26 protein-coding genes are annotated in these 23935 nt (G+C 45.7%); 16 read left to right on the top strand and 10 right to left on the bottom strand.

Features of this window, described 5'->3' with window-relative positions; translation table 11 throughout:
* Positions 1 to 69: 69 nt before the first annotated feature.
* Entirely contained in the window at positions 70 to 462 is a 393-nt protein-coding gene (gene rpsI, locus ACFI6L_RS01015) for a 30S ribosomal protein S9 (RefSeq protein WP_014948330.1), read from the bottom strand.
* Positions 463 to 474: 12 nt separating this feature from the next.
* Positions 475 to 903 carry a 50S ribosomal protein L13 gene (gene rplM / locus ACFI6L_RS01010; RefSeq protein WP_014948329.1) on the bottom strand — a complete coding sequence of 143 codons (429 nt, stop codon included), beginning with the start codon at positions 901 to 903 and terminating at the stop codon, positions 475 to 477.
* Positions 904 to 1174: 271 nt separating this feature from the next.
* On the opposite strand from rplM, the gene ACFI6L_RS01005 reads away from it, so the two are divergent.
* The 16 genes from ACFI6L_RS01005 to ACFI6L_RS00930 all read left to right on the top strand — a co-directional run bounded on the left by ACFI6L_RS01005 (position 1175) and on the right by ACFI6L_RS00930 (position 16087).
* Positions 1175 to 2074 (top strand): ABC transporter substrate-binding protein, encoded by a 900-nt coding sequence (locus ACFI6L_RS01005; protein ID WP_168533649.1) that lies wholly within the window; start codon positions 1175 to 1177, stop codon positions 2072 to 2074.
* Positions 2075 to 2149: 75 nt separating this feature from the next.
* A complete protein-coding gene (locus ACFI6L_RS01000) occupies positions 2150 to 2815 on the top strand; it encodes a response regulator (RefSeq protein ID WP_156085965.1) in 666 nt (221 codons plus the stop codon).
* 1 nt (position 2816) lies between these two features.
* Positions 2817 to 4106, top strand: a complete 1290-nt coding sequence (locus ACFI6L_RS00995; RefSeq protein WP_049586153.1) for a sensor histidine kinase — start codon at positions 2817 to 2819, stop codon at positions 4104 to 4106.
* Complete coding sequence (locus tag ACFI6L_RS00990; RefSeq protein ID WP_015066270.1) at positions 4090 to 4455, top strand: cupredoxin domain-containing protein; 366 nt, start codon at positions 4090 to 4092, stop codon at positions 4453 to 4455. The genes ACFI6L_RS00995 and ACFI6L_RS00990 overlap by 17 nt, the downstream gene beginning before the upstream one ends.
* Entirely contained in the window at positions 4445 to 5209 is a 765-nt protein-coding gene (locus ACFI6L_RS00985) for a hypothetical protein (protein ID WP_049586151.1), read from the top strand. The genes ACFI6L_RS00990 and ACFI6L_RS00985 overlap by 11 nt, the downstream gene beginning before the upstream one ends.
* Entirely contained in the window at positions 5206 to 5907 is a 702-nt protein-coding gene (locus ACFI6L_RS00980; RefSeq protein ID WP_039235893.1) for a hypothetical protein, read from the top strand. The genes ACFI6L_RS00985 and ACFI6L_RS00980 overlap by 4 nt, the downstream gene beginning before the upstream one ends.
* Before the next feature lie 90 nt (positions 5908 to 5997).
* Entirely contained in the window at positions 5998 to 6735 is a 738-nt protein-coding gene (locus ACFI6L_RS00975) for a glycosyltransferase family 2 protein (RefSeq protein WP_049586146.1), read from the top strand.
* Positions 6725 to 7402, top strand: a complete 678-nt coding sequence (locus tag ACFI6L_RS00970) for a TVP38/TMEM64 family protein (protein WP_462573244.1) — start codon at positions 6725 to 6727, stop codon at positions 7400 to 7402. Before ACFI6L_RS00975 ends, ACFI6L_RS00970 begins: the two co-directional genes overlap by 11 nt.
* A 5-nt stretch (positions 7403 to 7407) precedes the next feature.
* Positions 7408 to 9210: an ArnT family glycosyltransferase gene (locus ACFI6L_RS00965; RefSeq protein WP_168533651.1), complete on the top strand. Its 1803-nt coding sequence runs from the start codon at positions 7408 to 7410 to the stop codon at positions 9208 to 9210.
* Positions 9211 to 9326: 116 nt separating this feature from the next.
* On the top strand, positions 9327 to 10070 hold the full coding sequence (locus tag ACFI6L_RS00960) for a thermostable hemolysin (protein ID WP_156085962.1): 744 nt from the start codon (positions 9327 to 9329) through the stop codon (positions 10068 to 10070).
* Positions 10060 to 11574, top strand: coding sequence for an AMP-binding protein (locus ACFI6L_RS00955; RefSeq protein ID WP_168533653.1), 1515 nt, complete (start codon positions 10060 to 10062; stop codon positions 11572 to 11574). The genes ACFI6L_RS00960 and ACFI6L_RS00955 overlap by 11 nt, the downstream gene beginning before the upstream one ends.
* Positions 11575 to 11577: 3 nt before the next feature.
* Positions 11578 to 12249: a TenA family transcriptional regulator gene (locus ACFI6L_RS00950; protein WP_014975712.1), complete on the top strand. Its 672-nt coding sequence runs from the start codon at positions 11578 to 11580 to the stop codon at positions 12247 to 12249.
* A gap of 65 nt (positions 12250 to 12314) precedes the next feature.
* Positions 12315 to 13160, top strand: a complete 846-nt coding sequence (locus ACFI6L_RS00945; protein ID WP_462573243.1) for an SDR family oxidoreductase — start codon at positions 12315 to 12317, stop codon at positions 13158 to 13160.
* Between the two features lie 15 nt (positions 13161 to 13175).
* On the top strand, positions 13176 to 13877 hold the full coding sequence (locus tag ACFI6L_RS00940) for a tetratricopeptide repeat protein (protein ID WP_462573242.1): 702 nt from the start codon (positions 13176 to 13178) through the stop codon (positions 13875 to 13877).
* 188 nt (positions 13878 to 14065) lie between these two features.
* A complete protein-coding gene (locus tag ACFI6L_RS00935) occupies positions 14066 to 14713 on the top strand; it encodes a tetratricopeptide repeat protein (RefSeq protein ID WP_462573241.1) in 648 nt (215 codons plus the stop codon).
* A 207-nt stretch (positions 14714 to 14920) separates the two neighbouring features.
* Positions 14921 to 16087 (top strand): hydroxymethylglutaryl-CoA reductase, encoded by a 1167-nt coding sequence (locus tag ACFI6L_RS00930; RefSeq protein WP_371342893.1) that lies wholly within the window; start codon positions 14921 to 14923, stop codon positions 16085 to 16087.
* A gap of 91 nt (positions 16088 to 16178) precedes the next feature.
* Here the strand turns inward: ACFI6L_RS00930 and ACFI6L_RS00925 are convergent, their stop codons facing one another.
* The 8 genes from ACFI6L_RS00925 to ACFI6L_RS00890 all read right to left on the bottom strand — a co-directional run bounded on the left by ACFI6L_RS00925 (position 16179) and on the right by ACFI6L_RS00890 (position 23901).
* Positions 16179 to 16547 (bottom strand): YbaN family protein, encoded by a 369-nt coding sequence (locus ACFI6L_RS00925; RefSeq protein ID WP_049586141.1) that lies wholly within the window; start codon positions 16545 to 16547, stop codon positions 16179 to 16181.
* A 302-nt stretch (positions 16548 to 16849) separates the two neighbouring features.
* On the bottom strand, positions 16850 to 17806 hold the full coding sequence (gene mazG / locus ACFI6L_RS00920; protein ID WP_049586139.1) for a nucleoside triphosphate pyrophosphohydrolase: 957 nt from the start codon (positions 17804 to 17806) through the stop codon (positions 16850 to 16852).
* Complete coding sequence (relA, locus tag ACFI6L_RS00915; protein ID WP_014975705.1) at positions 17784 to 19967, bottom strand: GTP diphosphokinase; 2184 nt, start codon at positions 19965 to 19967, stop codon at positions 17784 to 17786. The genes mazG and relA overlap by 23 nt, the downstream gene beginning before the upstream one ends.
* Before the next feature lie 12 nt (positions 19968 to 19979).
* Positions 19980 to 21440 (bottom strand): 23S rRNA (uracil(1939)-C(5))-methyltransferase RlmD, encoded by a 1461-nt coding sequence (rlmD, locus tag ACFI6L_RS00910; protein ID WP_462573240.1) that lies wholly within the window; start codon positions 21438 to 21440, stop codon positions 19980 to 19982.
* A 101-nt stretch (positions 21441 to 21541) separates the two neighbouring features.
* A complete protein-coding gene (gene acpS / locus ACFI6L_RS00905; protein ID WP_014948318.1) occupies positions 21542 to 21922 on the bottom strand; it encodes a holo-ACP synthase in 381 nt (126 codons plus the stop codon).
* Between the two features lie 27 nt (positions 21923 to 21949).
* Positions 21950 to 22687, bottom strand: coding sequence for a pyridoxine 5'-phosphate synthase (gene pdxJ, locus ACFI6L_RS00900; RefSeq protein WP_014975702.1), 738 nt, complete (start codon positions 22685 to 22687; stop codon positions 21950 to 21952).
* A gap of 165 nt (positions 22688 to 22852) precedes the next feature.
* Entirely contained in the window at positions 22853 to 23566 is a 714-nt protein-coding gene (gene recO, locus ACFI6L_RS00895; RefSeq protein ID WP_458724464.1) for a DNA repair protein RecO, read from the bottom strand.
* 53 nt (positions 23567 to 23619) lie between these two features.
* Positions 23620 to 23901, bottom strand: a complete 282-nt coding sequence (locus ACFI6L_RS00890; RefSeq protein ID WP_462573239.1) for a hypothetical protein — start codon at positions 23899 to 23901, stop codon at positions 23620 to 23622.
* Positions 23902 to 23935 lie beyond the last annotated feature (34 nt).

The raw sequence follows: 23935 nt of genomic DNA, 5'->3' as shown, positions 1-23935 counted from the left end.
TGTAATAGAAAAAAAGCAATAAAAAACCCGGCATAAGCCGGGTTTTTGCAAATACAAAAAACGTAAAAATTAACGCTTTGAGAATTGTGGACGCTTACGCGCTTTGTGTAGACCAACTTTCTTACGTTCAACGCGACGTGCGTCACGAGTAACGAAGCCAGCTTTACGAAGTGCTGGACGTAGTGCCTCATCATACTCCATAAGAGCACGAGTAAGACCGTGACGGATTGCACCCGCTTGACCGTTAGAACCACCACCTTTAACAGTGATGTATACGTCAAACTTTTCAGTCATTTCAACAAGTTCAAGTGGCTGACGAACAACCATGCACTCTGTTTCACGACCAAAGTACTCGTCAAGAGCGCGTTGGTTTACTTTAATGCTACCTGTGCCTGGACGTAGGAACACACGAGCAGTAGAACTTTTGCGGCGGCCTGTGCCGTAGTATTGAGTATCTGCCATGTTAATAGCTCCTTAAATGTCCAAAACTTGTGGTTGCTGTGCGGTGTGCTTGTGCTCTGCACCTGCGTAAACTTTCATTTTACGGAACATTGCGCGACCTAGAGGGCCTTTTGGCAACATGCCTTTAACTGCTTTTTCAATAACCATTTCTGGCTTGTGAGCAATTAGTTTTTCAAAGTTTGTCTCTTTAAGACCACCTGGGTAACCAGAGTGCGCATAGTACATTTTGTCTTGCGCTTTACGGCCTGTTACCGCAACTTTCTCAGCATTGATTACTACGATGTAATCACCAGTGTCCACGTGAGGTGTGTACTCTGGCTTGTGCTTACCACGAAGGCGTAGTGCGATTTCAGAAGCCAAGCGGCCTAGAGTTTTGTCTGTGGCGTCTACCACATACCAGTCACGTTGAACCGTTTCTGGCTTAGCAACAAAAGTTTTCATTTTCAAATTCACCCGAATAATATCGTCGTTACTGATTTCTGAACACCAGAAATCACCTTAAAATCAACACAATGACCCCTTCGAGCCGGCTGATTCTTCCACCTTCCCAAAGGTGGGCGTAACTGGGCAGGGCGCGAATTATACAGGAATTGAAGGAAATGCGAACCCCTAAGCACAAAAAATATGGATAAAATTCCATCATCTGCCGATGACACAGAAACAGATTTAAGGTAACGTCAAACTGTTGTGTTCGGAACCAATATAAAAACAAATGAAAATGTCTCGCTTCGTAGCTTCAATGATGATGCTACACACGCTACTTTTGTCCAGTGTAAATGCTGAGGAGTTAGTATATACACGTGCGTTTGCCGATGATGATTATGGAAGTTATCACGTAGCTGTGCTCAATGCCGTATTTAAGGCAACAAAGGAATATGGCGATATAACCCTTGTCCCTCATCCTCAGCCCATGACGCAAAGTCGTCAGATGCTATCCCTATTAAAGGGAGAAGCAGACGTACTGTGGAGCGTAACGAACCAGACTCGAGAACAAAAGCTCATTCCTATTGAGCTTCCTTTACTCAAAGGATTTGCTGGATTCAGAGTGCTTGTTATTAACCCATCCCGGCAAAGCGAACTCACCGAAGATGCCGATGGCCGAACCTTGAAAAACCTTACAATGGTTCAAGGCACTGACTGGCCAGATATGGATGTCTTAACGGCTAATGGGTACAGAGTTGAAGGAGAAGATTGGAGTTCGTGGTTTGGCTCAATGTATTCAATGGTCTCTCGCAACCTTGTCGACGCCTTTCCCCGCAATATTATCGAAGTACACCGCGATTTAGAACGCCACAAAGATAAGCATGTCTCTTTAGAGCAGTTCCACCTATTAAAATACCCCAACTATGAGTACTTTTTTGTTAGCCCAGATAACCCTGCCCTCGCGAATAGATTGAGATTAGGTCTTATCAAGATTCTAGACGATGGAGAACTCGAACGTATCTTCGATAGCTTCGAAGGGCACAGAAAAGCAGAAATGCTTGCCGATGCTGAAAGTAGAAAAATTCACAAGCTCGGCAACCCAACAATACCTTATAAACTAGATTACGCGCGTTGGGATAAATACAAAGATATAGCAATACGCGCGCTCGAAAAAGAGATGTCAGAGTAAAACACTAAGCACTTAAGGTTTTCTTAAGGTCTCTCGTTTAGTGTTTTGATTTGTTTTTTTATCAATGAGTTTTTTATGCGTGTACTGCTTGTAGAGGACGATAGGCCGTTGTCTGGCGCCCTCGCCCTTTCACTAAAGAATGCCAACTTCACGGTAGACTGTGTTTATTCAGGCGCAGATGCCCTTGCAACGCTTCGAGCGGGCCAAAGTGACATTGTCATTCTTGACTTGGGTTTACCCGACACAGATGGCCTCGACGTACTAAAATCTATTCGAAAGAAAAACGCAACGCTTCCTGTGTTGATCTTAACTGCACGGGACAAAACGCTAGACAAAATCTCTGGCTTAGATGCAGGCGCCGACGACTACTTACCTAAACCGTTTGAAATAGAAGAACTGTTAGCTAGGATTAGAGTACTTGAGCGTCGTCTGAGCACAGCATCTCACAGCATTGTTAGTGTTAAGAATGTCAGCCTTGATACTGCCCATCATACGCTTACTATCGACAATCAAAACGTTCACTTACCTCGACGTGAACTCATGCTACTAAAAGCGCTTATTGAAAACGCAGGGCGCATACTGAGTAAAGATCAGCTGGAAAATAAACTTTATGAGTGGGGAGAGGAAGTGGCAAGCAACACAATAGAAGTACACGTGAGTAATTTGCGTAAAAAAATGCCTCCTGAGTTTATTAAGACTATTCGAGGCGTCGGTTATTGCATTTCAAAATCGGGGGAGTGAATTGTCTTCAATTCGCCGCTTTCTAATTCTTACACTGATCAGCGCGCTTGTTTTAGTGATATTTAGTGCAGCACTTAAAGGCTACCGCGCAACGCTGGGTATATCGAATACCTTGTTAGATAACGAGTTAGTTGAGCTATCCCGCGCAATCTCTTACGTAGATAGCGGCACCCGCACACAGCAACAGACACTTTTCTTCCAGGTATGGAAACAAGGTAAGCTGGCCAGCTCATCTACTGACGCGCTAAGCACGCCATTAACCAGCTTCTCCGAGGGCTTTTCTGAAGTAAACGCACTGGGTACACGCTGGCGGGTACATACTCGGTTTAACCCGAATAATGATAGCTGGTATATGGTGGCTCAACCCGTAAGTAGTCGCTTCACTTTAACTGACTCGCTAACTGTAGCCGCCATCACCCCTTTTATAATTAGTGTGCCTATTCTTGCATTCATTCTCTTTTTTGGCATTACTTGGGGACTATCGCCGTTAAAACACCTATCAAAACTCCTTGCCAGCCGACAGGGTAATGATTTTTCTACCATTGCGTTATCCCGTGAGCCCAGTGAACTTAGCCCTGTTGTTAGTACGTTAAACACTATGTTCACGCGACTAAATTCAGCGTTCGAACGAGAGCAGCAATTCGCATCAAACGCAGCGCATGAGCTTAGAACTCCGCTCAGCGTGATGAAAATAAACATTCACAATATAGCGAACGAGTTAGGTGAAAAAGGCCACGTGTTAGCTCCCCTTAAAGCAGACACTGACAGAATGATCCACGCGGTAAATCAATTCCTTTTGCTTACTCGCACCAGCCCAGAAACGTTTGCAGAACAGCGAGAACCTGTAAATGTGCACGTGGTCGCGCAAGAGGTAATTAGTGACCTATACGGCGCTATTGAAAATAAAAACCAAGAAATAGCACTGGAAGGAAAAGAGGCCTGGTTGCTAAGTTCTCAATTTGTCCTTTACACCTTGCTTCAGAACTTAGTGAGCAATGCGAGTAAATACTCGCCTTGCGGTGCACAAATAATAATTAAGATTGAACGACGGAAAGACGAGCTTATTTTAAGCGTCTGTGATTCTGGGCCAGGTATCCCTGCTGACCAGCGCGCTGTCGTGCTAAACCGATTCAAAAGAGCATCTAACAGCTCCCCTCATTCGGGAAGCGGCTTGGGGCTAGCCATTGTAGAACAAATCGTTGTATTACACGGGGCTGAGCTCTCTTTAGATGAAAGTTCGCTCGGGGGATTAGAAGTTAGGGTGGCATTTTCCAATGACTACATACTCTAAAATTTCTTTATTCTTTTTTTCAGCCCTTTATGCTTTTTATACGCCCCTTGCGTTCGCTTTACCTGAAGTGGTGGTGGAAATTAAAGAGCACTTATTCTTTCCTCAGGAAGTGATTGTGCCCGCAGGGCAAAAAGTAAAACTAACCTTTGTTAATTTCGATGATACTCCCGAAGAAATAGATAGCTTTTCGTTGAACAGAGAAAAAGTGATATTTGCGAAAAGCCGAGGGACCATCTTTATTGGCCCATTAAAAGCCGGTGAGTATCCTTTTTTTGGTGAGTTTCATCCTAATAGCGCAATAGGAAAGGTAATAGTTAAAAGCAAAGAGGGCACGCTGGATGCTAATTAATACCGTCGTTCTCTTCTTGCGTGACACCTTGCCCATATTCATGCTCATTAGTGTATTGCTGGCGCTGCCGCGTGTATCTACGCTTGCCGTTGTGTGGCGGGTGTTGCTGCTGGTATTGCTCGCTGTATTTACCTACCCCCAGCTAGGACTGGTATCGCAACTATCAGAAGGTGCCGGATTTGAGTATCTCAAATCAATACTGTTTTTTATTGCGTGGTTGGGTATGTGCCTTGTTGTCCTTTTGCCGTCACGCATGTCGAATAGGTTCAGTCTAGGCCTCACCCTGCTAATAATAGGTATTGGCTTACCCAATTCGCTGCACTTTTTAGTTTATTTTGTTTCCGAGTTATCAGGTAATAGTGATAGTACGTTATTGCTCTTGGGCACTATCATTGGTCTGGGTATAAGTATTAGCATCGCGATTCTACTTAATATTTTGCTCACCCACTTTGTTAGCAAGCGAGCAACATACTTTTTTGCAACAACATTTGTGGCAGCTCAAACCGCTAATATCGCATTATTATTGGAACAAACTGACACCTTCCCATCGCCAAGGCAGCTATGGGATAGCAGCACAATTATTAGTGACAATAGCGAATATGGTCATCTTCTGAATTCTCTTATTGGCTATGAGGCTACGCCCTCTATGAGCTATTTATTGGTGTTTTTCTTCGCACTTATCGTGCCTAATTTAATTGCTTTCTTTTCTTCAAAAAAGAGATTCTCTGATGAAATTCAGGAGGTCGCACAGTGAGACGTTTTCTCCTTACTGCTATCGCATTATGCGCCGTGTTTTCAAGTAACGGTTATGCAGATAATTTTACCGTAGATAAGGTTTATCACCCTTATGTATTACCCTTTGAACGTGAGTTTGAGTGGCGACTTACCTCAAGACAAAATGACGATGGCAATGTTTTAATGCAACGCTTCTCATTCGGCCATGCACTTTCAGAGTTTATGATCCTCGAGACATACCTTGTCGGTGCGCGGGATGAAAATGAAGATTTTGGCTTAGAAAGCTACGAAGTAGAGTTACGCTGGATGATGACTGAACAAGGGCGATACTGGGCTGACTGGGCAACGCTGTTTGAGCTGGAAAAGCAGCACAATACCGATGACTGGGAAGTTAAAGCGGGGATATTAACAGAAAAAGAGTTTGGCCAATTCAGTTTAACAACTAACATTAGCTTGGTGTACGAGTGGGGTCAAACTGTTGAGAATGAATGGGAAAGCGAATTTAAAGCCAAGTTTAGGTATCGCTGGATCCCTGAAGTACAACCTGGATTGGAAGTGTATGTAGCAGAGGATTTTATCGGGGTTGGTCCAGCATTCATGGGTATAAAACGCTTTGACCGACAGAAGCAGTTAAAATGGGAACTGGGCTTTATTGCCGGACTAAATGGTGACAGTAAAGATCACACACTTCGCATGTCGTTGGAATACGAATTTTAATGCAAGTTTGCACTTTAGCGCCTAACTTAAGCTTTCCTTAAGGTTCAACGTTTAAAGTGCACGTCATTCGATGATTTACCAAATATTCTTATGCACCAGTTTGACGTCAGTGTTGTTTTACCTGCTAAAAATGAAGCCAAAAACCTTTCTGCTTTGTTACGAGAAATTGCAGAAGTGGTTCCAAGTACAACAACAGAAATTATTGTTGTTGATGACGGTAGCAGTGACGACTCCCTATCCTTGCTGCATAACCTTTCAAGCACCTTGCCGGTAAGTTGTCGTGTCATCGTCCACCCTATGAGCTGCGGTCAAAGCACTTCGGTTTTTCACGGCGTTTTACAGGCAAAAGGCAAGTGGATCATCACCCTTGATGCTGATGGGCAAAACGATCCTGCTGATATACCGCGACTTATTCGCGCAGCTAAAGAGACTAATGCAGCGCACTTCTGCGTTATAGGGCATCGTAAAAAGCGAAAAGATACCCCGTGGAAGCGATTTCAGTCTAAAGTTGCCAATCGTGTTCGCCAGTGGATCCTACAGGACGACACACCAGACACGGGCTGTGGCTTGAAACTCCTCCCAAGAAGTACCTTTTTACTTTTGCCCTATTTCGACCATATGCACCGATATATTCCCGCTTTAACCAAAAGGCTTGGGGGAGACGTGGTATGTGTATCGGTTAATCATCGCGCGCGCTTAGAAGGTAAATCAAATTACACAGCGTGGAATCGTGGCTGGGCAGGGATCATCGATATGCTTGGCGTCAGATGGCTAATGCACAGAAATAAGCTTAATCACATTACCAGCGGAATTGGTAATGAAGACTAATATTCGCCGCCTCAAAAGCTTCATACAGTTTTTCATCGGGGCAGCAAGCATCGCGCTTGTCTGCTATGTGTCGCTTGAGGTCACTGGTGAAGTATGGAAGCACGGTGATGATACAGATTGGTTGAATGCCTATATTTCTAATTTAAATTGGCAATCGCTGTGCATGATACTGAGTGCTTGTGTTGTACTTTTAACCATGGGTTTTCCCCGTCAGGCTGTCAGTTTTTTTTGCGGAGTGGGCTTTGGCGCATTGCAGGGAGGATTAATTGCCTTGTTGCTAACGGTATTGTCTGCATGCATAGCCTACGCATTAGCAAATGGCCCTCTACGCTCACTTGCCGTCCGTCTTTTAGGTACAAAATTAAAGCCTGTTGAAAACAAACTGGCCAAGCGAAGTTTTCGCAATGTGCTAATTGTTCGTTTATTCCCTGTTGGCTCCAACCTAATCACAAACGCCGTAGCAGGTGTGCTAAGCGTTCCGTTTGTCCCGTTTATTGCTGCAAGTGCAATCGGCTTTGCGCCTCAAACTTTTATGTTTACCTTGCTTGGAAGCGGTTCTCGATTTGTCAGCTCCCTCGAACAGCCTTTACAAATTGGTGGCTTAATCATTAGCCTTCTTCTACTTCTATCCTTATCAGGCATTTCTCGTAGGAGTGAGCCGTCGTGAGGCTTATGCTTAATTCAAATAGCCATGCATCTACCCTGTTCTTTTTTGCCTGTGCTCTGATATTTGTTGGTCTGGGTTTCAGAGATGCTTGGCCCCCCGATGAGCCTCGATTCGCATTGGTCGCAAAAGAGATGGTGAACAGTGGACAGTGGCTTGTGCCCATGCGCGGTGGCGAAATTTATCCGGACAAGCCCCCTGTGTTTATGTGGTGTATTGCCTTCTTTTACCTTATAACGGGTAGCCTGAAGGTGGCTATGCTCCTGCCTAACGCTATCGCAAGCCTTATCACTTTGGGGTTAACCTACAAGCTATCGCTAAGACTTGCCAATGAAAAAGCGGCAATGTTGAGTATGCTCGTACTTCTACTGAGCCCTCAGTTCCTTATTCAAGCCAAATTCGCTCAAATAGATGCCCTTGTCGCCTGCTTTATCTGGATTGGCGTCTACGGACTCGTTCAGCACTTTTATGTGCATGTTAATTGGCGGTGGTACTTTGCAGCATGGTTCTTTATGGGGCTTGGGATCATAACCAAAGGCGTTGGCTTTTTACCTGTTCTTTTATTTATCCCCATTGCATTTTTCGCATTTACCAGCGGCTCACATAGCGGCAAGTGGTCATTGCGCATGTTGTTTGGTCCCTTAATCATGCTATCAGTTGTGGCGATGTGGCTTGCACCTCTGCTTTATCTTGGTTTGATAAAACAAGAGCCTCAAATACAACAATACTTGTCGAATATTTTGTTTAAACAAACGGCTGAGCGATATGCCAATGCCTGGCACCACATAGAGCCCTGGTATTACTATATTGTTGAAGTTATTCCTGTATTTTGGATAACTCCAATTGCCATACTTGTATCAAAAGCTAAGTCGTTAAAAGATGTACTTATTCACAACCCCGCTTACTCATCCTTGTTGATATGGGTAATATTGGTTGTCATTTTCTTTAGTATCAGCCCAGGTAAACGTGGTGTTTATGTTCTACCGGCACTGCCTGCGTTGAGTATGGTTGCAGGTCTGGTACTTGCGAATTCAACTGTATCAAGAGGGTTGCTGCTTTTTGCGCGCGCAGTTACCTCGTTAATCTCTGCCGTTTTATTGATTGCTGGCTTAGCACTGCTATTTCACGAGCCCACTGCTGTTAAGCTGATGACGCGCTTTGACAGCGACAGCGAAACCCTTGTTCGTTTAAGCATAGTATTACTTGTACTCGGATTCGCTGGGCTTTGTACTCATATTGTCTACTATGTTTACAATAAAAAGCGCAACGCAGGGGATGGAGAATTACTCGCCCGCCAATTACTGGCATGGCTTTTCATTTTAACTGTAATTCCTTCCACATTCGGTGCATGGCTGCTAAACGACTACCGTACTCCCCGTATAGTCCTTCAAAATGCAGAAAGCCAAATAAGCAATATGTTGACGAAGGATTCAACTGCCTTCGAGGTGGGGATAGTCAGCTTTAAAGAACAGTATTTGCTTTATTCACCCTTTGAAATGGCTCATTTTGGTTACCATACTCCGAAAGAAGTAGAAAACGGGACAGCGTGGGCTTGGTTGACCGATACTTCCGAGCCTTCCCGCGAGCAGACAAAGATTTCAGACCGGCGGGTTAGACCGCCAATACGTCAACGCTTTTTGTTAGTTCCAAGTGACTACAAATTTCAATGTGTAGACTTATCACAAGCCACTTCACAGGGTGTAGCCCACCGTGACGAATGGTTGTTGCTTCCTGCCACTGCTGCGAACGCTACCTGTGATTTACCGGCTAACGGCCCAGTTTTTAATAGCTATGACGGCTCAAGCGATTAATTAGCTTGGGCGTTCTTAACATTTTGGGCTGACATTTATAAAAGTTTTTCCCACTTAAGGTTCTCTTAAGGTCTCGCGTAAATACTCATAACATCGCAAAACCAATGAGCATGTTTATGAGTCACGTTTTAGCTTCTGTTCCAACCCAGGTTGCGAGTCAGCAATCTGCGATTGTCTCAAAGGAAAAGCCCGCAATAACCTTTATCGCGGCAAAACATGGACATAATGCCCGCCGCCGTATTGAAGCGTTTATAGCGAGTGGTTTTAAAGCTCGCTACAACGCACGAGTGACTTCCTTTATGCCTATGCTGTTTGCTCTTGACGCTAAGGGAGTTAAAGCCGCCGCAGGCGCAAGATTTGCCGCCTATGATGGTCAGAATAATTCTCTTTTTATAGAGCAATACCTTAACACTTCGGTAGAAACTGCCCTCACCCTACAAGGGATAACCGTAAACAGAGCGCATATTGCTGAAGTTGGTAACCTTTTTAGCAGTGCATCGCGCTATACCCTCCCCTTGTTATTTGCCCTGTTCTTCGTTTTAAAACGATGTGGTAGCAAATATCTGGTTTTCAGTGCGACCTCACAGCTCACCTCTTTACTCATGGGCGCGGGTATTCAACTCCTCCCCCTTGTTAAAGCCGATGCGTCAAAACTTAAAGGGAATAGCGATGACTGGGGCACCTATTATGACACCGCTCCTCAGGTTACTGCCCTGTCGCTACATCACGTAACACAACACATAATTGGCTGCCCTGAACTTAATGCTCATTACCAACGTGCAATTGAGCTTATTTCCGCAAATGTGGATGCGTTAACGCAAAATATCTGCACAAAAAAGGAAACAGCGTATGTTGCTTAATCAGTATATAAACGGGCACGACGATGACGTTGCGCTGAAATGCAAAGACGGTTCAATGACTTACTGCGCCCTTTTGAGCGCCGTCGAGAACCTCGCAAGCTGGATAACAAACCACAATGCCGAGAGGGTGGGCATTGCCTTTGACAATAGCTTTGCATGGGTGATTGCTGATTTAGCCTGCCAACAGGCTAACGTTTGCTGTGTCCCCGTTCCGCTATTTTTTAGCGCTTCCCAACAAGAACATGTATTAAATGAGAGCCAGTGTCACTTTTTATTGACCAATCGCGGAGGTGAACTAAGTGAATGGAGTGATTCACCGATTGTTATTGATAGCGAAAACGACATTGTCGCTCATTCACTCAAACATGACTCTCGTGTATACACACCTGTAGGTACTAACAAAATAACCTTTACTTCTGGCTCTACGGGCTCACCGAAAGGCGTGTGCCTGTCAACTGAATCGCAATGGAAAGTTGCCCATTCTATTGAGCGTGCTGTTCAACCAGAAATAGTGAACCACCTGTGTTTACTGCCATTGTCTACCCTGCTTGAAAATGTTGCAGGTGTTTACGCCCCTCTGTACCACGGCGGCACGGTTTATTTAGCCACGGCATCTGAGCGCGGATTTCAAGGAAGCAAACTCGTCAATCCAAACGCACTGCTGTCACTGATAGACCGCGTTCAACCAACGTCTGTGATCTTGGTGCCCGACTTGCTAATGGTGCTAGTACAGGCATGTAATCAGGGCTGGACACCACCTTCATCACTAATGTTCATTGCTGTTGGCGGTGCACATGTAGCGCCCACTTTGCTGGCGCAAGCTCAAGCGAAGGGACTACCAGTATTTGAAGGTTATGGCTTATCTGAAGCGGTATCAGTATCAACATTGAACACGCCCAATTGCAATACGATGGGCAGTGCCGGAAAAACGCTTGGTCATAATCAACTGCACATCGAAGAGGGTGAAGTCGTAGTTACAGGCAACCACTTTCTGGGTTATCTGAATCAACCTTCCTCATTTTATCCGACCCAGGTCAGAACCGGCGATTTAGGCGTCTTTTCTGACAACACACTTACGCTGAATGGGCGTATAAAAAACATAATGGTGAACAGCTTTGGCAGAAACGTATCGCCAGAGTGGATTGAGTCTTTATTGCTGGGAACAGGACTGTTCAGGCAGGCTTTGGTGTATTGCGAAGCTAAACCCTACTGTGTCGCGCTCCTCGTACCCGCTTCCAATACTATTTCTAATACACAGATTCAAAGCACCGTGGCGCTTATCAATAAGCAGTTACCTGACTATGCGCAAGTTGTTAATTTCGCCACCATCGGTCTTTGTACGCCAGAAAACCAACTGCTTACCCCAACGGGAAAACTGAAACGTGACGCAATAATTGCCCGCTACGCGACTGACTTAGACACGCTCTACCAGGGCCAAGACCAACACCAGTATAGCGTTCAAAGTACAACAGCATTTTCTTCTCAATTTGTTATCAAGGAATAATTTATGAATTTCTATCAGCAACTTCAAAGCAACACCGAACATGCCAGACAGTCATTCTTACAGGCGCCGATTATACAACGCTGCTTTAACGGTGATTTTAACCTAAACGACTATATTGCCTTTCTTCAACAGGCTTATCATCACGTTAAGTTTACTGTTCCCCTGCTTATGGCTACAGGTGCCAAACTCAACGAAGATAAGGAATGGCTAAGAGAAGCAATTGGTGAATACATTGAAGAAGAAATGGGTCACCAAGAGTGGATCCTTAACGACCTTGCAGCCTGTGGCGTTGATAAAGAACAGGCGAGGATAAGTCAGCCTGCACCCGCCACCGAATTAATGGTTGCCTATGCTTTTGATGCAATAGCACGCAAAAGCCCACTGTATTTCTTCGGCATGGTATTCGTTTTAGAGGGCACAAGTATAGCGCTTGCCGACGCGGCTGCAAAACAAATCAAAGACAAGTTATCTCTGCCTAAATCAGCGTTTAAATACCTTACCTCTCACGGTGCGCTAGACCAAGAGCACATTGTTTTCTTTGAAGGGCTTATGAACAAAATTACTGACCCCAAAGAGCAGCAAATGATCATTCACAGCGCGAACATGTTTTATCGCTTATACGGAGATATCTTTCGCGAATTAACACCTGAACACGGCTTGGAACAGGTTGCTTGAATTCAAGGGTTTACCTCTGGTGCTTATCCCCCGAGGTAAATTGATAACACGTTAAGGTAAATACAATGAATATTCAGTGGCGTAATCAAGTGGTACTTCTTACAGGTGCAACTGGCGGTATTGGTCAAGCAATAGCCAAGGCGCTTGATGAAAAAGGCGCGCACATTATCCTAACTGGCAGAAGTAAGGCGAAGCTCGAACAGCTGCAACAAAATTTAACCCTTCATCATACTGCCATTGTGGCTGACATTACGTCAGATGAAGGTAGAGATAGAGTAGTAAGTGCCTGCCAACGACTTCCTTTAAGTATTCTGGTTAACAATGCTGGCATTACCTATGTGGGCGAGTTTGAGGGCACCCCAATCGAGTCAATTGTGTCGACAAATATGCTGGCTCCGATGCTACTAACCCAACGCCTACTGCCGTTACTCGAACGTAGACCGTCTGCGCACGTCGTGAATGTAGGCTCAGCTTTTGGAAGCATAGGTTTTGCTGCGCACGGAACCTACTGCGCAACTAAATTCGCTTTGAAAGGCTGGACGGAAGCGATGCACAGAGAATTCAGCGATAGCAAAATTAAATTTCACTATCTAGCGCCACGCGCAACGCGTACCGACATAAATGACGATCGCGCTAATGCGCTAAATGAGGCATTGGGCAACCAGACAGACGAGCCTGATACAGTAGCGCAAGCATTCATTAAACAGTTAGAAAACAATTTGCCAAGGGTCGCGCTCGGACGTGCTGAACGCTTTTTTGCCAAGCTTAACGCGCTAGTTCCCAGTGTTGTTGACAATGCGTTGGCAAAGAAACTTCCAACAATTAAACGCTATGCCTTTCAAAAAACGCAATCACAAGACAAACCGACCAGCGCTCAAAACGATACCCGCCTGGGTAACAAGCTGGTTTAACACGAGGACATTATTATGAAGAAATTAACCATGCTTAGCACCACGGTAATTCTGGGACTCGGTCTGGCATTAAGTCACACTGCTATGGCTCAAGCTAACGAAGTCACAGAAAGTACAGCGCTGACATCAGCCTTAAGCGAAACAGCTACCAGCCCTTTAAGGACACTTCAGCATCAATGGGCACATATTAACTATGAACTTGATGATGCAGAAAAGGAAAAAGCATTCGTCGCCCTTATTAATACCGCTAAATCTTTCGTAAAGGCAGAACCCAATAACCCTGAGTTATTGATTTGGCAAGGCATAATTCAATCCAGTACAGCTGGTGCCAAGGGGGGACTTGGTGCTCTGGACTACGCAAAGGATGCGCGTAAGAGTTTCGAACATGCAATGCGACTAGATGAAAATGCACTCTCGGGCTCAGCGATGACCAGTCTAGGCGTGCTGTACCATAAGCTTCCGGGTTGGCCTATTAGCTTTGGTAACGACAAAAAAGCTGAGAAATTGCTGAAGCATGCACTTGAAATAAACCCTGACGGGATAGACCCCAACTATTTCTACGCCGAGTACTTGTTCGATAATGGAAAATATGAGCAAGCGCTCAAGTTTGCCAAGAAAGCGCTCGACGCCCCAGCGCGCGCTGATCGTCCTATTGCAGATTCAGGTCGCAAAAGAGAGATCGCTTTATTGGAAGCGAAAATAGCGAGAAAAGGTTAGTCACCCTGAAGGTATACAGGGAAAGGCAATGATCTTATTGCCTTTCCATTTTCAACAAGTATTAGATTTTCGCTACAAATACCGTTAGATTAGCCGCCGATTCAACGATAATTCATGAAATTACTAACAATTTTGTCGAGTTATCTCGTTTATTCCTAACTACCTCTATCTTATAAAGGCGACTTTTCATGCAGAAAAAGAATTTCTTCTCTCCTTTTCTATTCATCCTTATTACTACGTTGTCGATATCTACGGTTTATGCAAACACCCCTGATTTACTACCGTTACAACACGCGTGGGCAAAAACGAACTATGAGCTTGAAGGTGAAGCCCAATTAGAGGCATTTTCTACACTGATTGCGCAGGCGAAAGTGTTAGTCGAGCAATCAGAAAATAGCGCTGAAGCACTGACCTGGCTAGCTATCTCTCAATCAAGTACTGCAAGTGCGAAAGGCGGTTTAGGTGCCCTGGACTTTGCTGAAAGTGCGAAGGAAAATTTAGAACGTGCCATTGAAAAAGAGGAAGCGGTATTAGAGGGGACGGCACTCACTGTATTAGCGGCACTTTATCATAAAGTACCAAGCTGGCCAGTTAGCTTTGGAAGCGATAAGAAGGCAAAACAATTATTTAAGCGTGCATTAGAAATTAACCCAGAAGGTATGGACCAAAACTTCTTTTATGCTGAGTTTCTTTTCGACGATGGTGAATACGAAGAAGCCCAAGGGTTCTTAATCCGTGCTCAAAACGCGCCTGAAAAAGCCAACCGCCCTCTAGCCGATAAAAAACGTAGAGAAGAGATTGCTATACTTCAGGCAAAATTGGATAAAAAAGCATAGTATCATTTGCTTTATGCGGGGCTATTGCGCGTCGCTTATGAGTTCGAAATAAGCAACCCCCCCGCTTTTTGCGTGTAGAAAGGTGAATTTAACGCCTTTCTACATAAAAAGCGCATACATAGGTGGCACTTATCCTCATGTATAAATTGTAAACAGTTCTCATTCGGTATCAGCACTCCTATTATGAAAGAAAAAAGGAGTGGCCCAATGCCTAAAATCCCACGTTCCTCAGACAACGACTATACCCAAGAGATGAGCCGAACACGCCGCGAGTTTATTGCGCGCGAAACCGGCACTCAGCTAAACCACTTAGGACACTATTCCATACCGCCCGAAACCTTGTCGGGAAACATAGAAAACTTCGCAGGCGTTGCACAGGTTCCTATCGGCTTTGCAGGCCCGATGCTAGTGAACGGAGAACACGCAAAAGGCGAATTCTACGTTCCAATGGCCACAACAGAAGGTACGCTAACAGCCAGCTACAGCAGAGGCATGCGTCTAACAAGAGAAGCAGGCGGTATAACGACCACCGTTATTGACGACGCTATGCAGCGAGCGCCCATGTTTGCGTTTTCCGATGCACGTGAAGCACTCGCATTTGGCAGGTGGGTCGAGCAAAACTTTGAAGCCATTAAACAAGCCTGTGATAGTACCACCAGCGTGGGCAAGCTCAGGGATATTGAGCAGTATGCTGCCTCTAAGCTTCGTTGGCTTAGGTTCAACTTCACCTGCGGTGATGCAGCTGGGCAAAACATGGTAAGTAAAGCCACGAAGGCAGGCTGCGAGTGGATACAGGCAAACTATTCGGGCCCTATTGAACACTTTGTACTGGCAGCAAACCTTGATACCGATAAAAAGCACTCGCACTTAAACTCGCTGCATACCCGCGGAAAGCGCGTTGTAGCAGAAATCACCCTGCCAAAACAACTTATGACGGAGATTATGCATTGCCCGCCAGAGGCTTTGTTTAAACAGCGCCAATATTCAAATATGGGCGCATTGATGGCAGGCAGCGTTAACAATGGTGCGCATTTCGCTAACGGCATTACCGCCATGTTCATCGCTTGCGGGCAAGATGTCGCTAATGTGGCGGAGTCGTCTGCGGGGTTTACCTACGCTGAAATTATGCCAAATGGAGACTACTACTTCTCTGTGACTATTCCATCGTTAATCGTTGCTACATACGGTGGTGGAACCGGTTTAGCTACACAAAACGAATGTTTAAGCGTACTTGGCTGCACAGAAAGGGGCAGCGTAAATAAGTTTGCGGAAATTGTCGCTGCGACCGTATTGTGTGGCGATCTGTCGCTGGGTTCTGCAGTCGTCGCAGACGAATGGGTAAGCAGTCACGAGCGACTGGGTAGAAACCGTTAAAGGTTTTTATATCTGTCACCTAACGCTTAGCAATGTAGTTCGAATAAACTGTGCGCTACTGCCGAAGGTGAGTAAATTCTGTATAGAGAAATTATACAGCAGGCATGCTGGGGCGCGTAACAACAAAGTACGCGCCTATTCCCATAAATAGAGCTATACCTATGTACGCTGGAATAGGCATTGATGCGAACAGGCAAACAAGAATAAAGCTCACCAACATACTGCAACACGCTATGCATTTCACTTTTTTCGAAATTGCACCATGTTTTCGCCACGCAACAAGACTGGGGCCATATTTAGGGTGTTGAAGTAACCAGCTTTCAAGGCGCGGTGAAGATTGAGTAAAACAAAAAAGCGCACCTATCAAAAAAACAGTTGTTGGCATTACCGGCAAGAATGCGCCAATAATACCTAGAAGGGTAAAAAACAACCCGAGTGATAAATACAGTACTTTTTTCATGAAATACCAACGCCCAATTCAGTCCAACTCCTTGGTAAGTGTCATGACTTAACACCAGCGACACACCCTTCCAATATGCCAAATTTATACTCAGATATTAGATAAAGTGGATCTACATTGCCTTGTCGTAAATCAAACCTACTCTATAACCATACGCCAAAATAATGAAGTTTCCATCTACATTGGTCTAATTTTACGGGCCAAGCTTAACGCAACTCAAAAATTAGCCGCGCACCTTCAGCTCACAAAGTTGACGGTAAGATTAATAATTGGGAACGTTTTAAGGTCACAGCGTACACCATTTATTCAATGTTGGAAGAAGACGACTGCTTGACCTGCTGCCACAGCGCTTCCATTTCATCAAGCGTCAATGCGTCGAGCTTGTCGCCCTGTTCAGCCGCTAAGCGCTCTACGCCTTTAAAACGGTTAGCAAACTTGTTACTGGCGTTTCTAAGTGCGGTATCAGCATCTACCTTGCAATGTCTTGCCAAGTTAACCATGGCAAAAAGTGCATCACCAATTTCTTCTTCAATGGCTTGTTGGTTGTCGGGCACGCCACTGTTTAAAGGTACAACACCAGTCTTCAGTGCCCCTTGTGCTCGCTGTTTGAAATCCAGCTCTTGCTGAATCTCTTCCACTTCCTCACGTACTTTATCTATGACAGGTGCGGCATCAGACCAATCAAATCCTACCTTTGCACAGGCTTTCTGCAGCTTTTGCGCGTACATAAGTGCTGGCATACCTTTAGGCACATTATCTAGAATACTGTTTTCTGTTGCTTCGCTGTCTTGCTTTAAACGCTGCTTTTTAAGCTGCTTTTCCTGGGCTTTGATAGCATCCCACTGCGCGTTTAAAGCACTGTCACTCAATAGGGTACGTTCGACCGTGACGTTTTCATTTGTATCGCTGACACCTTCAGATGCAAGCGCGTTCGCAAACACATGAGGGTGGCGACGCACGAGCTTATCACTAATGCTTTTCGCCACATCGTCAAAAGAAAATGCACGCGATTCACTGGCTATCTGTGCGTAGAACACCACTTGAAACAGCAAATCACCCAACTCATCTTTAATGTCGTGCATATCACCATTGGCAATAGCATCGGCCACTTCGTAGGCTTCTTCTATGGTGTAGCGAGTTAGACTTTCCATGGTTTGTTTTACATCCCACGGGCACCCAGATTGCGGGTCGCGCAGCTGCGCCATAATTTTAAGCAGCCGCTGCATTTCGCTAAGCTTAGCTTTGTTTGCGTTTTGCATCGGTCACGCCTTTAAGCTGTCGCAATCGGGTTAACACTTTAGACACCGTATCGAGGTCCTGAACCTCTATCGAAATAGTGATAAGCGCCGTCTGTCTATTTTTATCACTTAGGCTGTTCACGCCTAGAAGAGGCACGTTTTCATTCGCCAATACCGTAGTAATATCGCGCAACAGGCCAGTTCTATCGTGACAAAATATATCAATACCCGTCTCAAAACCTACTTTAAGCTCTTGTGACCAATTCACTTCTATCTGACGCTCAGGGTGCTGTGACAACAAGTGTTGCAGCTGGTCGCAGCTTTCTTTATGAACGCTTACACCACGGCCTTGTGTGATATAGCCTAAAATAGCTTCGCCTGGTACTGGCTTACAGCAATTTGCCAACTGGCTCATTAAGTGACCCACACCCTGCACCACCACCGCATCTTTTTTACCCGTCCCAGCCGCAGTTTTGCGCGTTTTAACCTTAGGGCTAATTTCGGGCTCTGGGGCTGGCGGCTCCTGCAAGTGATGAATAAAGTTAATCACCTGCATAACGCGCACATCACCGGCACCTACCGCAGTGTACAAGTCATCGAGGGTTTGTAAGTTAAACTTCTCAAATGCCTCATTAGGTACTTTGGCAGGCAAGTGGGCACGCTGAAGTTCGCGTTCTAGCAGCTCTTTACCGGCAGCAAGGTTTTTGTCTCTGTCCTGCTTTTTAAAGAAGGAATGGATAGTGGCACGCGCCCGTGATGAATGCACATAGCCAAGACCTGGGTGCATCCAGTCGCGGCTTGGGTTTGGCTCTTTTCCGGTAAGTACTTCTATCTGATCGCCACTTTGCAGTAAATAAGTGAAAGGGACTATTCTCCCATTCACTTTTGCGCCAATGCAGCGATGTCCCACATTGCTGTGAATATAGTAAGCAAAATCAAGCGGTGTAGCGCCTTGGGGAAGGTCAATAACATCGCCTTTGGGTGTGAACACATACACCCTATCGTCAAACACCTGGCTGCGAAGTTCTTCAACTAAATCGCCAGATTCGGCCACTTCCTCTTGCCACGCTAATATGCGACGAAGCCAGTTTATACGCTCGTCATAGCCTGACTGCTTGCCCGTACTGCCCTCTTTATATTTCCAGTGAGCAGCCACACCCAGCTCTGCATCCTGATGCATTTTCTGCGTGCGAATTTGAATCTCTACCGACTTCCCTCCAGGCCCCACGATAACCGTGTGAATAGACTGGTAACCGTTAGGTTTAGGGGTTGCAATGTAGTCGTCGAATTCGTTCGGTAGGTGCTTATAGCTGGCGTGAACCGTACCAAGCGCGGCGTAACAGTCTTGAAGTCGCTCGGCAATAATACGCACCGCACGAATATCAAAAAGCTGCTCAAACGTAAGGCGCTTTTTCTGCATTTTTTTCCAAATGCTGAATATGTGCTTAGGACGGCCGTAAACCTCTGCGCGAATTTCTTCGCTATCAAGCAAGCCTTGCAAGTCGCCTACTATGGTTTCTATGTACTCGGCACGCTCTCGGCGCTTGCCGTCAAGCTGATGAGCTATTTGCTTGTAGGTAATGGGGTGTAGATAGCGAAACGCAAGGTCTTCAAGCTCCCACTTTAACTGACCAATGCCCAAACGGTTTGCCAGTGGTGCATAGATGCTAGCGCATTCGCGGGCCACCATAACGCGGGTTTCTTCGTCGGCTTTTTTAACCTGTTGCAATGCACAAATGCGTTCTGCCATTTTGATCACAACGGCACGCACGTCTTCTACCATCGCCAGCAGCATACGACGAATACTGTCTATGTGCTGTTCGTCCGACTTTTCTGCAAAGCCAGAGCCTTTTACTTTACGCGCATGTAACGACTTGATGGCATCCATTCGGCGCACGCCAACGATCAGGTCGCGTATTTCCCCGCCGAATTCTTCATAAATATCGTCTTCACTTAAGGCGTGCTGTTCGCAATATGGAAAAACCAAGGCTGCCTGAAGCGTTGCGTCATCCATATTGAGCTGACACAAAATCTCAACCATTTCCTGACCAACCAACAGTCGCTCGGGAATAGATGACACTGCACTTAGTTTTTCTTTTGTTTCTGCACTTAACTCAAGGCTATCTAACCACGCTTCAAAGGGTGGTCGGTCGGCTTGGTGGACCTTTCTTGTCGATACCATATCCTTTACTCGTTACTGCTGCTTTCGCGTAAACAAGGCCATCATTTCCATGTGATGGGTGAAGGGGAACATTTCTGCTACGCCCGCTTTTTCCATTTCATAACCTCCGTCTATCAACACCTTCGCGTCTCTAGAAAACGTACTTGGGTTGCAAGAAACATACACTATCGTTTTTGGTAGTGCTTTTACAAGCGCATGACAAACGGTCAACGCCCCTTCTCTTGAGGGGTCGAGTAGTACCTTATCAAAGCCCAGCTGTAATGAAGCCTCGACGTTGGTCTTATCATCCAAATCTAAATGCAGCCACTCTACATTTTCAATGCCCTGTTGCTGTGCATTGTCTTTGGCGCGGCGCACCATCTCTGCCACACCTTCTACCGCCTGAACCTTTGCACCTAACTTAGCAATAGGTAAAGTAAAATTGCCCAGCCCGCTAAACCAATCAGCGATACGTTCGTTGGGCTCTGGGTTTAGCCAACCTACTGCCTGATTAATCATTTTTTCGTTAACCACTTTATTTATTTGAACAAAATCGTTGGCACTGGGTGAAATTGAGCAGCCACTTACCGTGTTCATAACCATATCAGTACCACGACCCACACTGCGAATTTGCCCCTGCTTATTTTCAAGCTTTAATTCAATACCGTAGTCACCAACCGATGAACTCGTGTTCACCAATTCGCTCACTGCATCAATCAGCTCAGCTTCAAGGGCTTTGGTGTGTTTAATAACAAGATGCGAGGTATTATCGCCAGCAATAAGGCTGATATGCCCAATATGACGCGCTGACTCGAACCCTGTAAGTGCATCCCGTAAAGGGCCAATAAGTTTAGATAGCGGGTCAACCAGTATTGGGCAGGTTTCTACATTGATAACGTTACTGCTATTTGCTTCACGAAAGCCTAACTTAATTTGATTGGGGTTGCGGGCATCTATAGCCAGCCTTGCTTTTCTGCGATATTGAGGGCGAGGCCCTGCTAAAGGTGCTTGCCAAACGTGTGGCTTCATTGCAAGGTGACGTTCCATCATCACTTTAAGAGCACGGTCACGTTGCTCAAGGGCAGCGTCAGGCTTTATGTGCTGTAGCTGACACCCACCACATACATCAAACACAGGGCAAAAAGGCGCTTGTCTTTCATCACTTGGCGAGTGAATGTTTGTCGCCCTGGCGTTAATGACTTTCTTTTTGCTAGATACCACCTCTATGTCGCAGGTTTCTCCTACAAGGGCACCTTCAACAAATACCATCGGATTGCCGCGCACTACGCCATTGCCCATCCAGTCTAAATCTTCAATGGTGACCGTGTTAGGGTTTTGACTTTCACTGGTATCCGCTGCATTTTTGCTTTTCCCAAATCGAAGTCCTGCGACCTGCGCGTTGGCTCTGGCATTCCCTTTTTTTGAAGCGCCACGCTCAGTAAGCGACGTTTTGCCTTTTTGCTTGCTGCGAGATTGTTTAAAAAGGTTTGCCAAGTGTGACTCCGGTTACTTGCTTTACGTGGTTTGATGTTAGTAGAGATTTTTGCGCGCGCTCACCAAATAGAAGTCGCCTACGTGGGTTAGGGGCAGTTGCTCTATTCAGACTCTAGTATAACGGTGGCGACAGCATAATGCTGCTCATCTGAAATACTGACCACGCTTCGGGTGATACCTCGGTTTTTGCACATTGCAGCAAACTCGCCAGAAAAATGAAGCTCTGGCGCACCTAAATCGTTATTGCGCACTTCTATATGCTGCCAGCTGATCCCGTTTCCAATCCCTGTACCAAGGGCCTTCACTGCCGCTTCCTTGGCGGCAAAACGTTTGGCTAAGAAGCGAACTGGCGTACCGTGTTCGCTGAACTGCTGCCACTCGGCAGGCGTAAGTACTCGCTTGGCCAAACGCTCATTAGCACCGTCGCCCTTACCAAGTCGCGCTATCTCTACAATGTCAGTACCTAGCCCTGCAATCGCCACGTTATCTGCACCCTTTTGAATTTAAGGTTAAATGCCCGCTCGCGCTTCAAGCATAAGCTTTCGCATATCAGCTACTGCCGTGTGAAGGCCATCGAAGGCAGCACGGGCAATGATAGCGTGACCAATATTAAGTTCGATTAGCTGAGGGATAGCCGCGATAGGCTTAACATTGTGATAGTGCAAGCCATGACCGGCATTCACTTTAAGCCCTAAGCTATCGGCGTACTCGATACCTTCAACTAAACGCGCTAGCTCTTTATGCTGCTCTTCTTCGCTGGTGGCTTCTGCATATTGGCCTGTATGAATTTCGATGTAAGGAGCGTTACATGCTGCTGCCGCGTCAATTTGCGCTTTGTCTGCATCAATAAATAACGACACCAAAATGTTCGCATTAGCGAGTCGCTCACACGCCGCTTTGATGTTCTCAAAATTCCCAGCCACATCAAGACCACCTTCGGTAGTCAGCTCTTCGCGCTTTTCTGGTACTAAGCAACAAAAAACAGGCTTCACTTCTTCAGCAATTGCCAGCATTTCATCGGTTACCGCCATTTCCAAATTAAGTCGGGTATTAATGGTTTGCGCTAAAATGCGTACATCGCGGTCTTTAATGTGACGGCGGTCTTCACGTAAATGAACCGTAATGCCGTCTGCACCTGCACGCTCGGCAATATCCGCTGCGTGCACTGGATCTGGGTAATGCGTACCGCGCGCATTGCGTAGCGTTGCAATATGGTCGATGTTAACGCCTAATAAAATCGTGCTCATTTCACCACCTAGCCTGTAAGAGCGATAGAAGAGGTCTGCTCTTCCTGTTTAATACGTTGCTTTAAGGGTAAAAATACCCGTTTAAGGAAAGTCGCAATTGTAGCAAATTTTTTTGTAGAACGTGCTTATTAAGCGTTTGAGTTAAGAGAAAATAATTTAATGCTATTACCGCGGCTTGGGCATAAAAAGCTCGCGGCTTTTAAGTGGCTTTTCACCAATTAGCGGTTTCAGCAAGTCCCGGCAAAGCACCTTAGCCACTTTTTTACTGAGCGGCGTAAATTCCCCCTGTGACAAGCTAAGCAGCGCTTGTCCGGGAAAGCCTCGCATTCCGCGGGTCCCCGCCATATCGTCAGGCAGGCGCACAAAGCCCGCGTCTATCTGAAAGTGGTAGCTACCACTTTCTTCTATAGGCATTTCGTATTCGACGTCGGTAGTAAAATCGGGTAACAGCCCCATTTCATCAAGTAATGCAAATTCAAACTGACGTAAGGTCACTTCTATGTCGCTTTCATCTCGAAGAGACAGCAGCGCATTTTCATAAGCATTGTGAACGCCATCGCTGGCAAGCCCTGCCGGCATAACGCGATTAGTTAGCTCGTTAACGTACATGGCACAAAATAACGCCGTGCCCACAAGGTTGATGGAAGGCGAAACGCTTTCAACGTGACGTAAGTTTTTTAACACTGACTTACCGCTTAACTGTAAACGAAGATGCTGAAAAGGTTGAAGCAGGCTTTTCTTGTCAGATTTACTATTCTTCACCCCTTTCGCTACCGCACTAACACGCCCTTCTTCTAGGGTAAAAAAGTCAACAATATAGCTGGTCTCCCTGTAAGGGCGTCTATGCAGTACATAGGCATTTAACCATTCATTATTCATTGTTGCTCACTGTGTTAGTTGTTGCCGAAGGGGTGCCTGTGGCAGTGTTAATATTAGCTGCGTTTAATCCGTACCACTTTCATGGTTTCAAACTCAATGCCAGCCACCTCTTCAACGTGGCGATAATAGGTTAAGTTCACCCGCGCGCCTTTTAAGCTTTGGTATTGCTGTTTGCGCCGGTAGATAAAAGGGACATCAATACCTTCTAGCATAATGGTGTGGCGAATCCAGTCGCTGTCTTTCTCTTCTCGTTGAACGTGAGAAATCACTTTAGCATTGTCGGTTTGATTCAGCTGACTATGCTTATCCACCAGCTTTTGTCTTTCGCTTTTCACCTTTGTCCCTTCTTTCCACAACTTTACGCTTATT

The organism is Alteromonas sp. G4i35 (assembly GCF_054960375.1).
Note: the sequence above shows the minus strand (reverse complement) of the source record. Positions and strands in the feature narration are given on the sequence as shown.

Coding starts and splice junctions, on each gene's coding strand:
- ACFI6L_RS00990 (WP_015066270.1), top strand. CDS start 4,090: ATGACTACATACTCTAAAATTTCTTTATTCTTTTTTTCAGCCCTTTAT.
- ACFI6L_RS00930 (WP_371342893.1), top strand. CDS start 14,921: ATGCCTAAAATCCCACGTTCCTCAGACAACGACTATACCCAAGAGATG.
- ACFI6L_RS00945 (WP_462573243.1), top strand. CDS start 12,315: ATGAATATTCAGTGGCGTAATCAAGTGGTACTTCTTACAGGTGCAACT.
- ACFI6L_RS00955 (WP_168533653.1), top strand. CDS start 10,060: ATGTTGCTTAATCAGTATATAAACGGGCACGACGATGACGTTGCGCTG.
- ACFI6L_RS01000 (WP_156085965.1), top strand. CDS start 2,150: ATGCGTGTACTGCTTGTAGAGGACGATAGGCCGTTGTCTGGCGCCCTC.
- recO (WP_458724464.1), bottom strand. CDS start 23,566: ATGAATAATGAATGGTTAAATGCCTATGTACTGCATAGACGCCCTTAC.
- rplM (WP_014948329.1), bottom strand. CDS start 903: ATGAAAACTTTTGTTGCTAAGCCAGAAACGGTTCAACGTGACTGGTAT.
- ACFI6L_RS00935 (WP_462573241.1), top strand. CDS start 14,066: ATGCAGAAAAAGAATTTCTTCTCTCCTTTTCTATTCATCCTTATTACT.
- rpsI (WP_014948330.1), bottom strand. CDS start 462: ATGGCAGATACTCAATACTACGGCACAGGCCGCCGCAAAAGTTCTACT.
- ACFI6L_RS00975 (WP_049586146.1), top strand. CDS start 5,998: ATGCACCAGTTTGACGTCAGTGTTGTTTTACCTGCTAAAAATGAAGCC.
- mazG (WP_049586139.1), bottom strand. CDS start 17,806: ATGCAAAACGCAAACAAAGCTAAGCTTAGCGAAATGCAGCGGCTGCTT.
- ACFI6L_RS00950 (WP_014975712.1), top strand. CDS start 11,578: ATGAATTTCTATCAGCAACTTCAAAGCAACACCGAACATGCCAGACAG.
- pdxJ (WP_014975702.1), bottom strand. CDS start 22,687: ATGAGCACGATTTTATTAGGCGTTAACATCGACCATATTGCAACGCTA.
- ACFI6L_RS00965 (WP_168533651.1), top strand. CDS start 7,408: ATGCTTAATTCAAATAGCCATGCATCTACCCTGTTCTTTTTTGCCTGT.
- ACFI6L_RS00960 (WP_156085962.1), top strand. CDS start 9,327: ATGAGTCACGTTTTAGCTTCTGTTCCAACCCAGGTTGCGAGTCAGCAA.
- ACFI6L_RS01005 (WP_168533649.1), top strand. CDS start 1,175: ATGAAAATGTCTCGCTTCGTAGCTTCAATGATGATGCTACACACGCTA.
- relA (WP_014975705.1), bottom strand. CDS start 19,967: ATGGTATCGACAAGAAAGGTCCACCAAGCCGACCGACCACCCTTTGAA.
- ACFI6L_RS00940 (WP_462573242.1), top strand. CDS start 13,176: ATGAAGAAATTAACCATGCTTAGCACCACGGTAATTCTGGGACTCGGT.
- ACFI6L_RS00970 (WP_462573244.1), top strand. CDS start 6,725: ATGAAGACTAATATTCGCCGCCTCAAAAGCTTCATACAGTTTTTCATC.
- ACFI6L_RS00925 (WP_049586141.1), bottom strand. CDS start 16,547: ATGAAAAAAGTACTGTATTTATCACTCGGGTTGTTTTTTACCCTTCTA.
- ACFI6L_RS00985 (WP_049586151.1), top strand. CDS start 4,445: ATGCTAATTAATACCGTCGTTCTCTTCTTGCGTGACACCTTGCCCATA.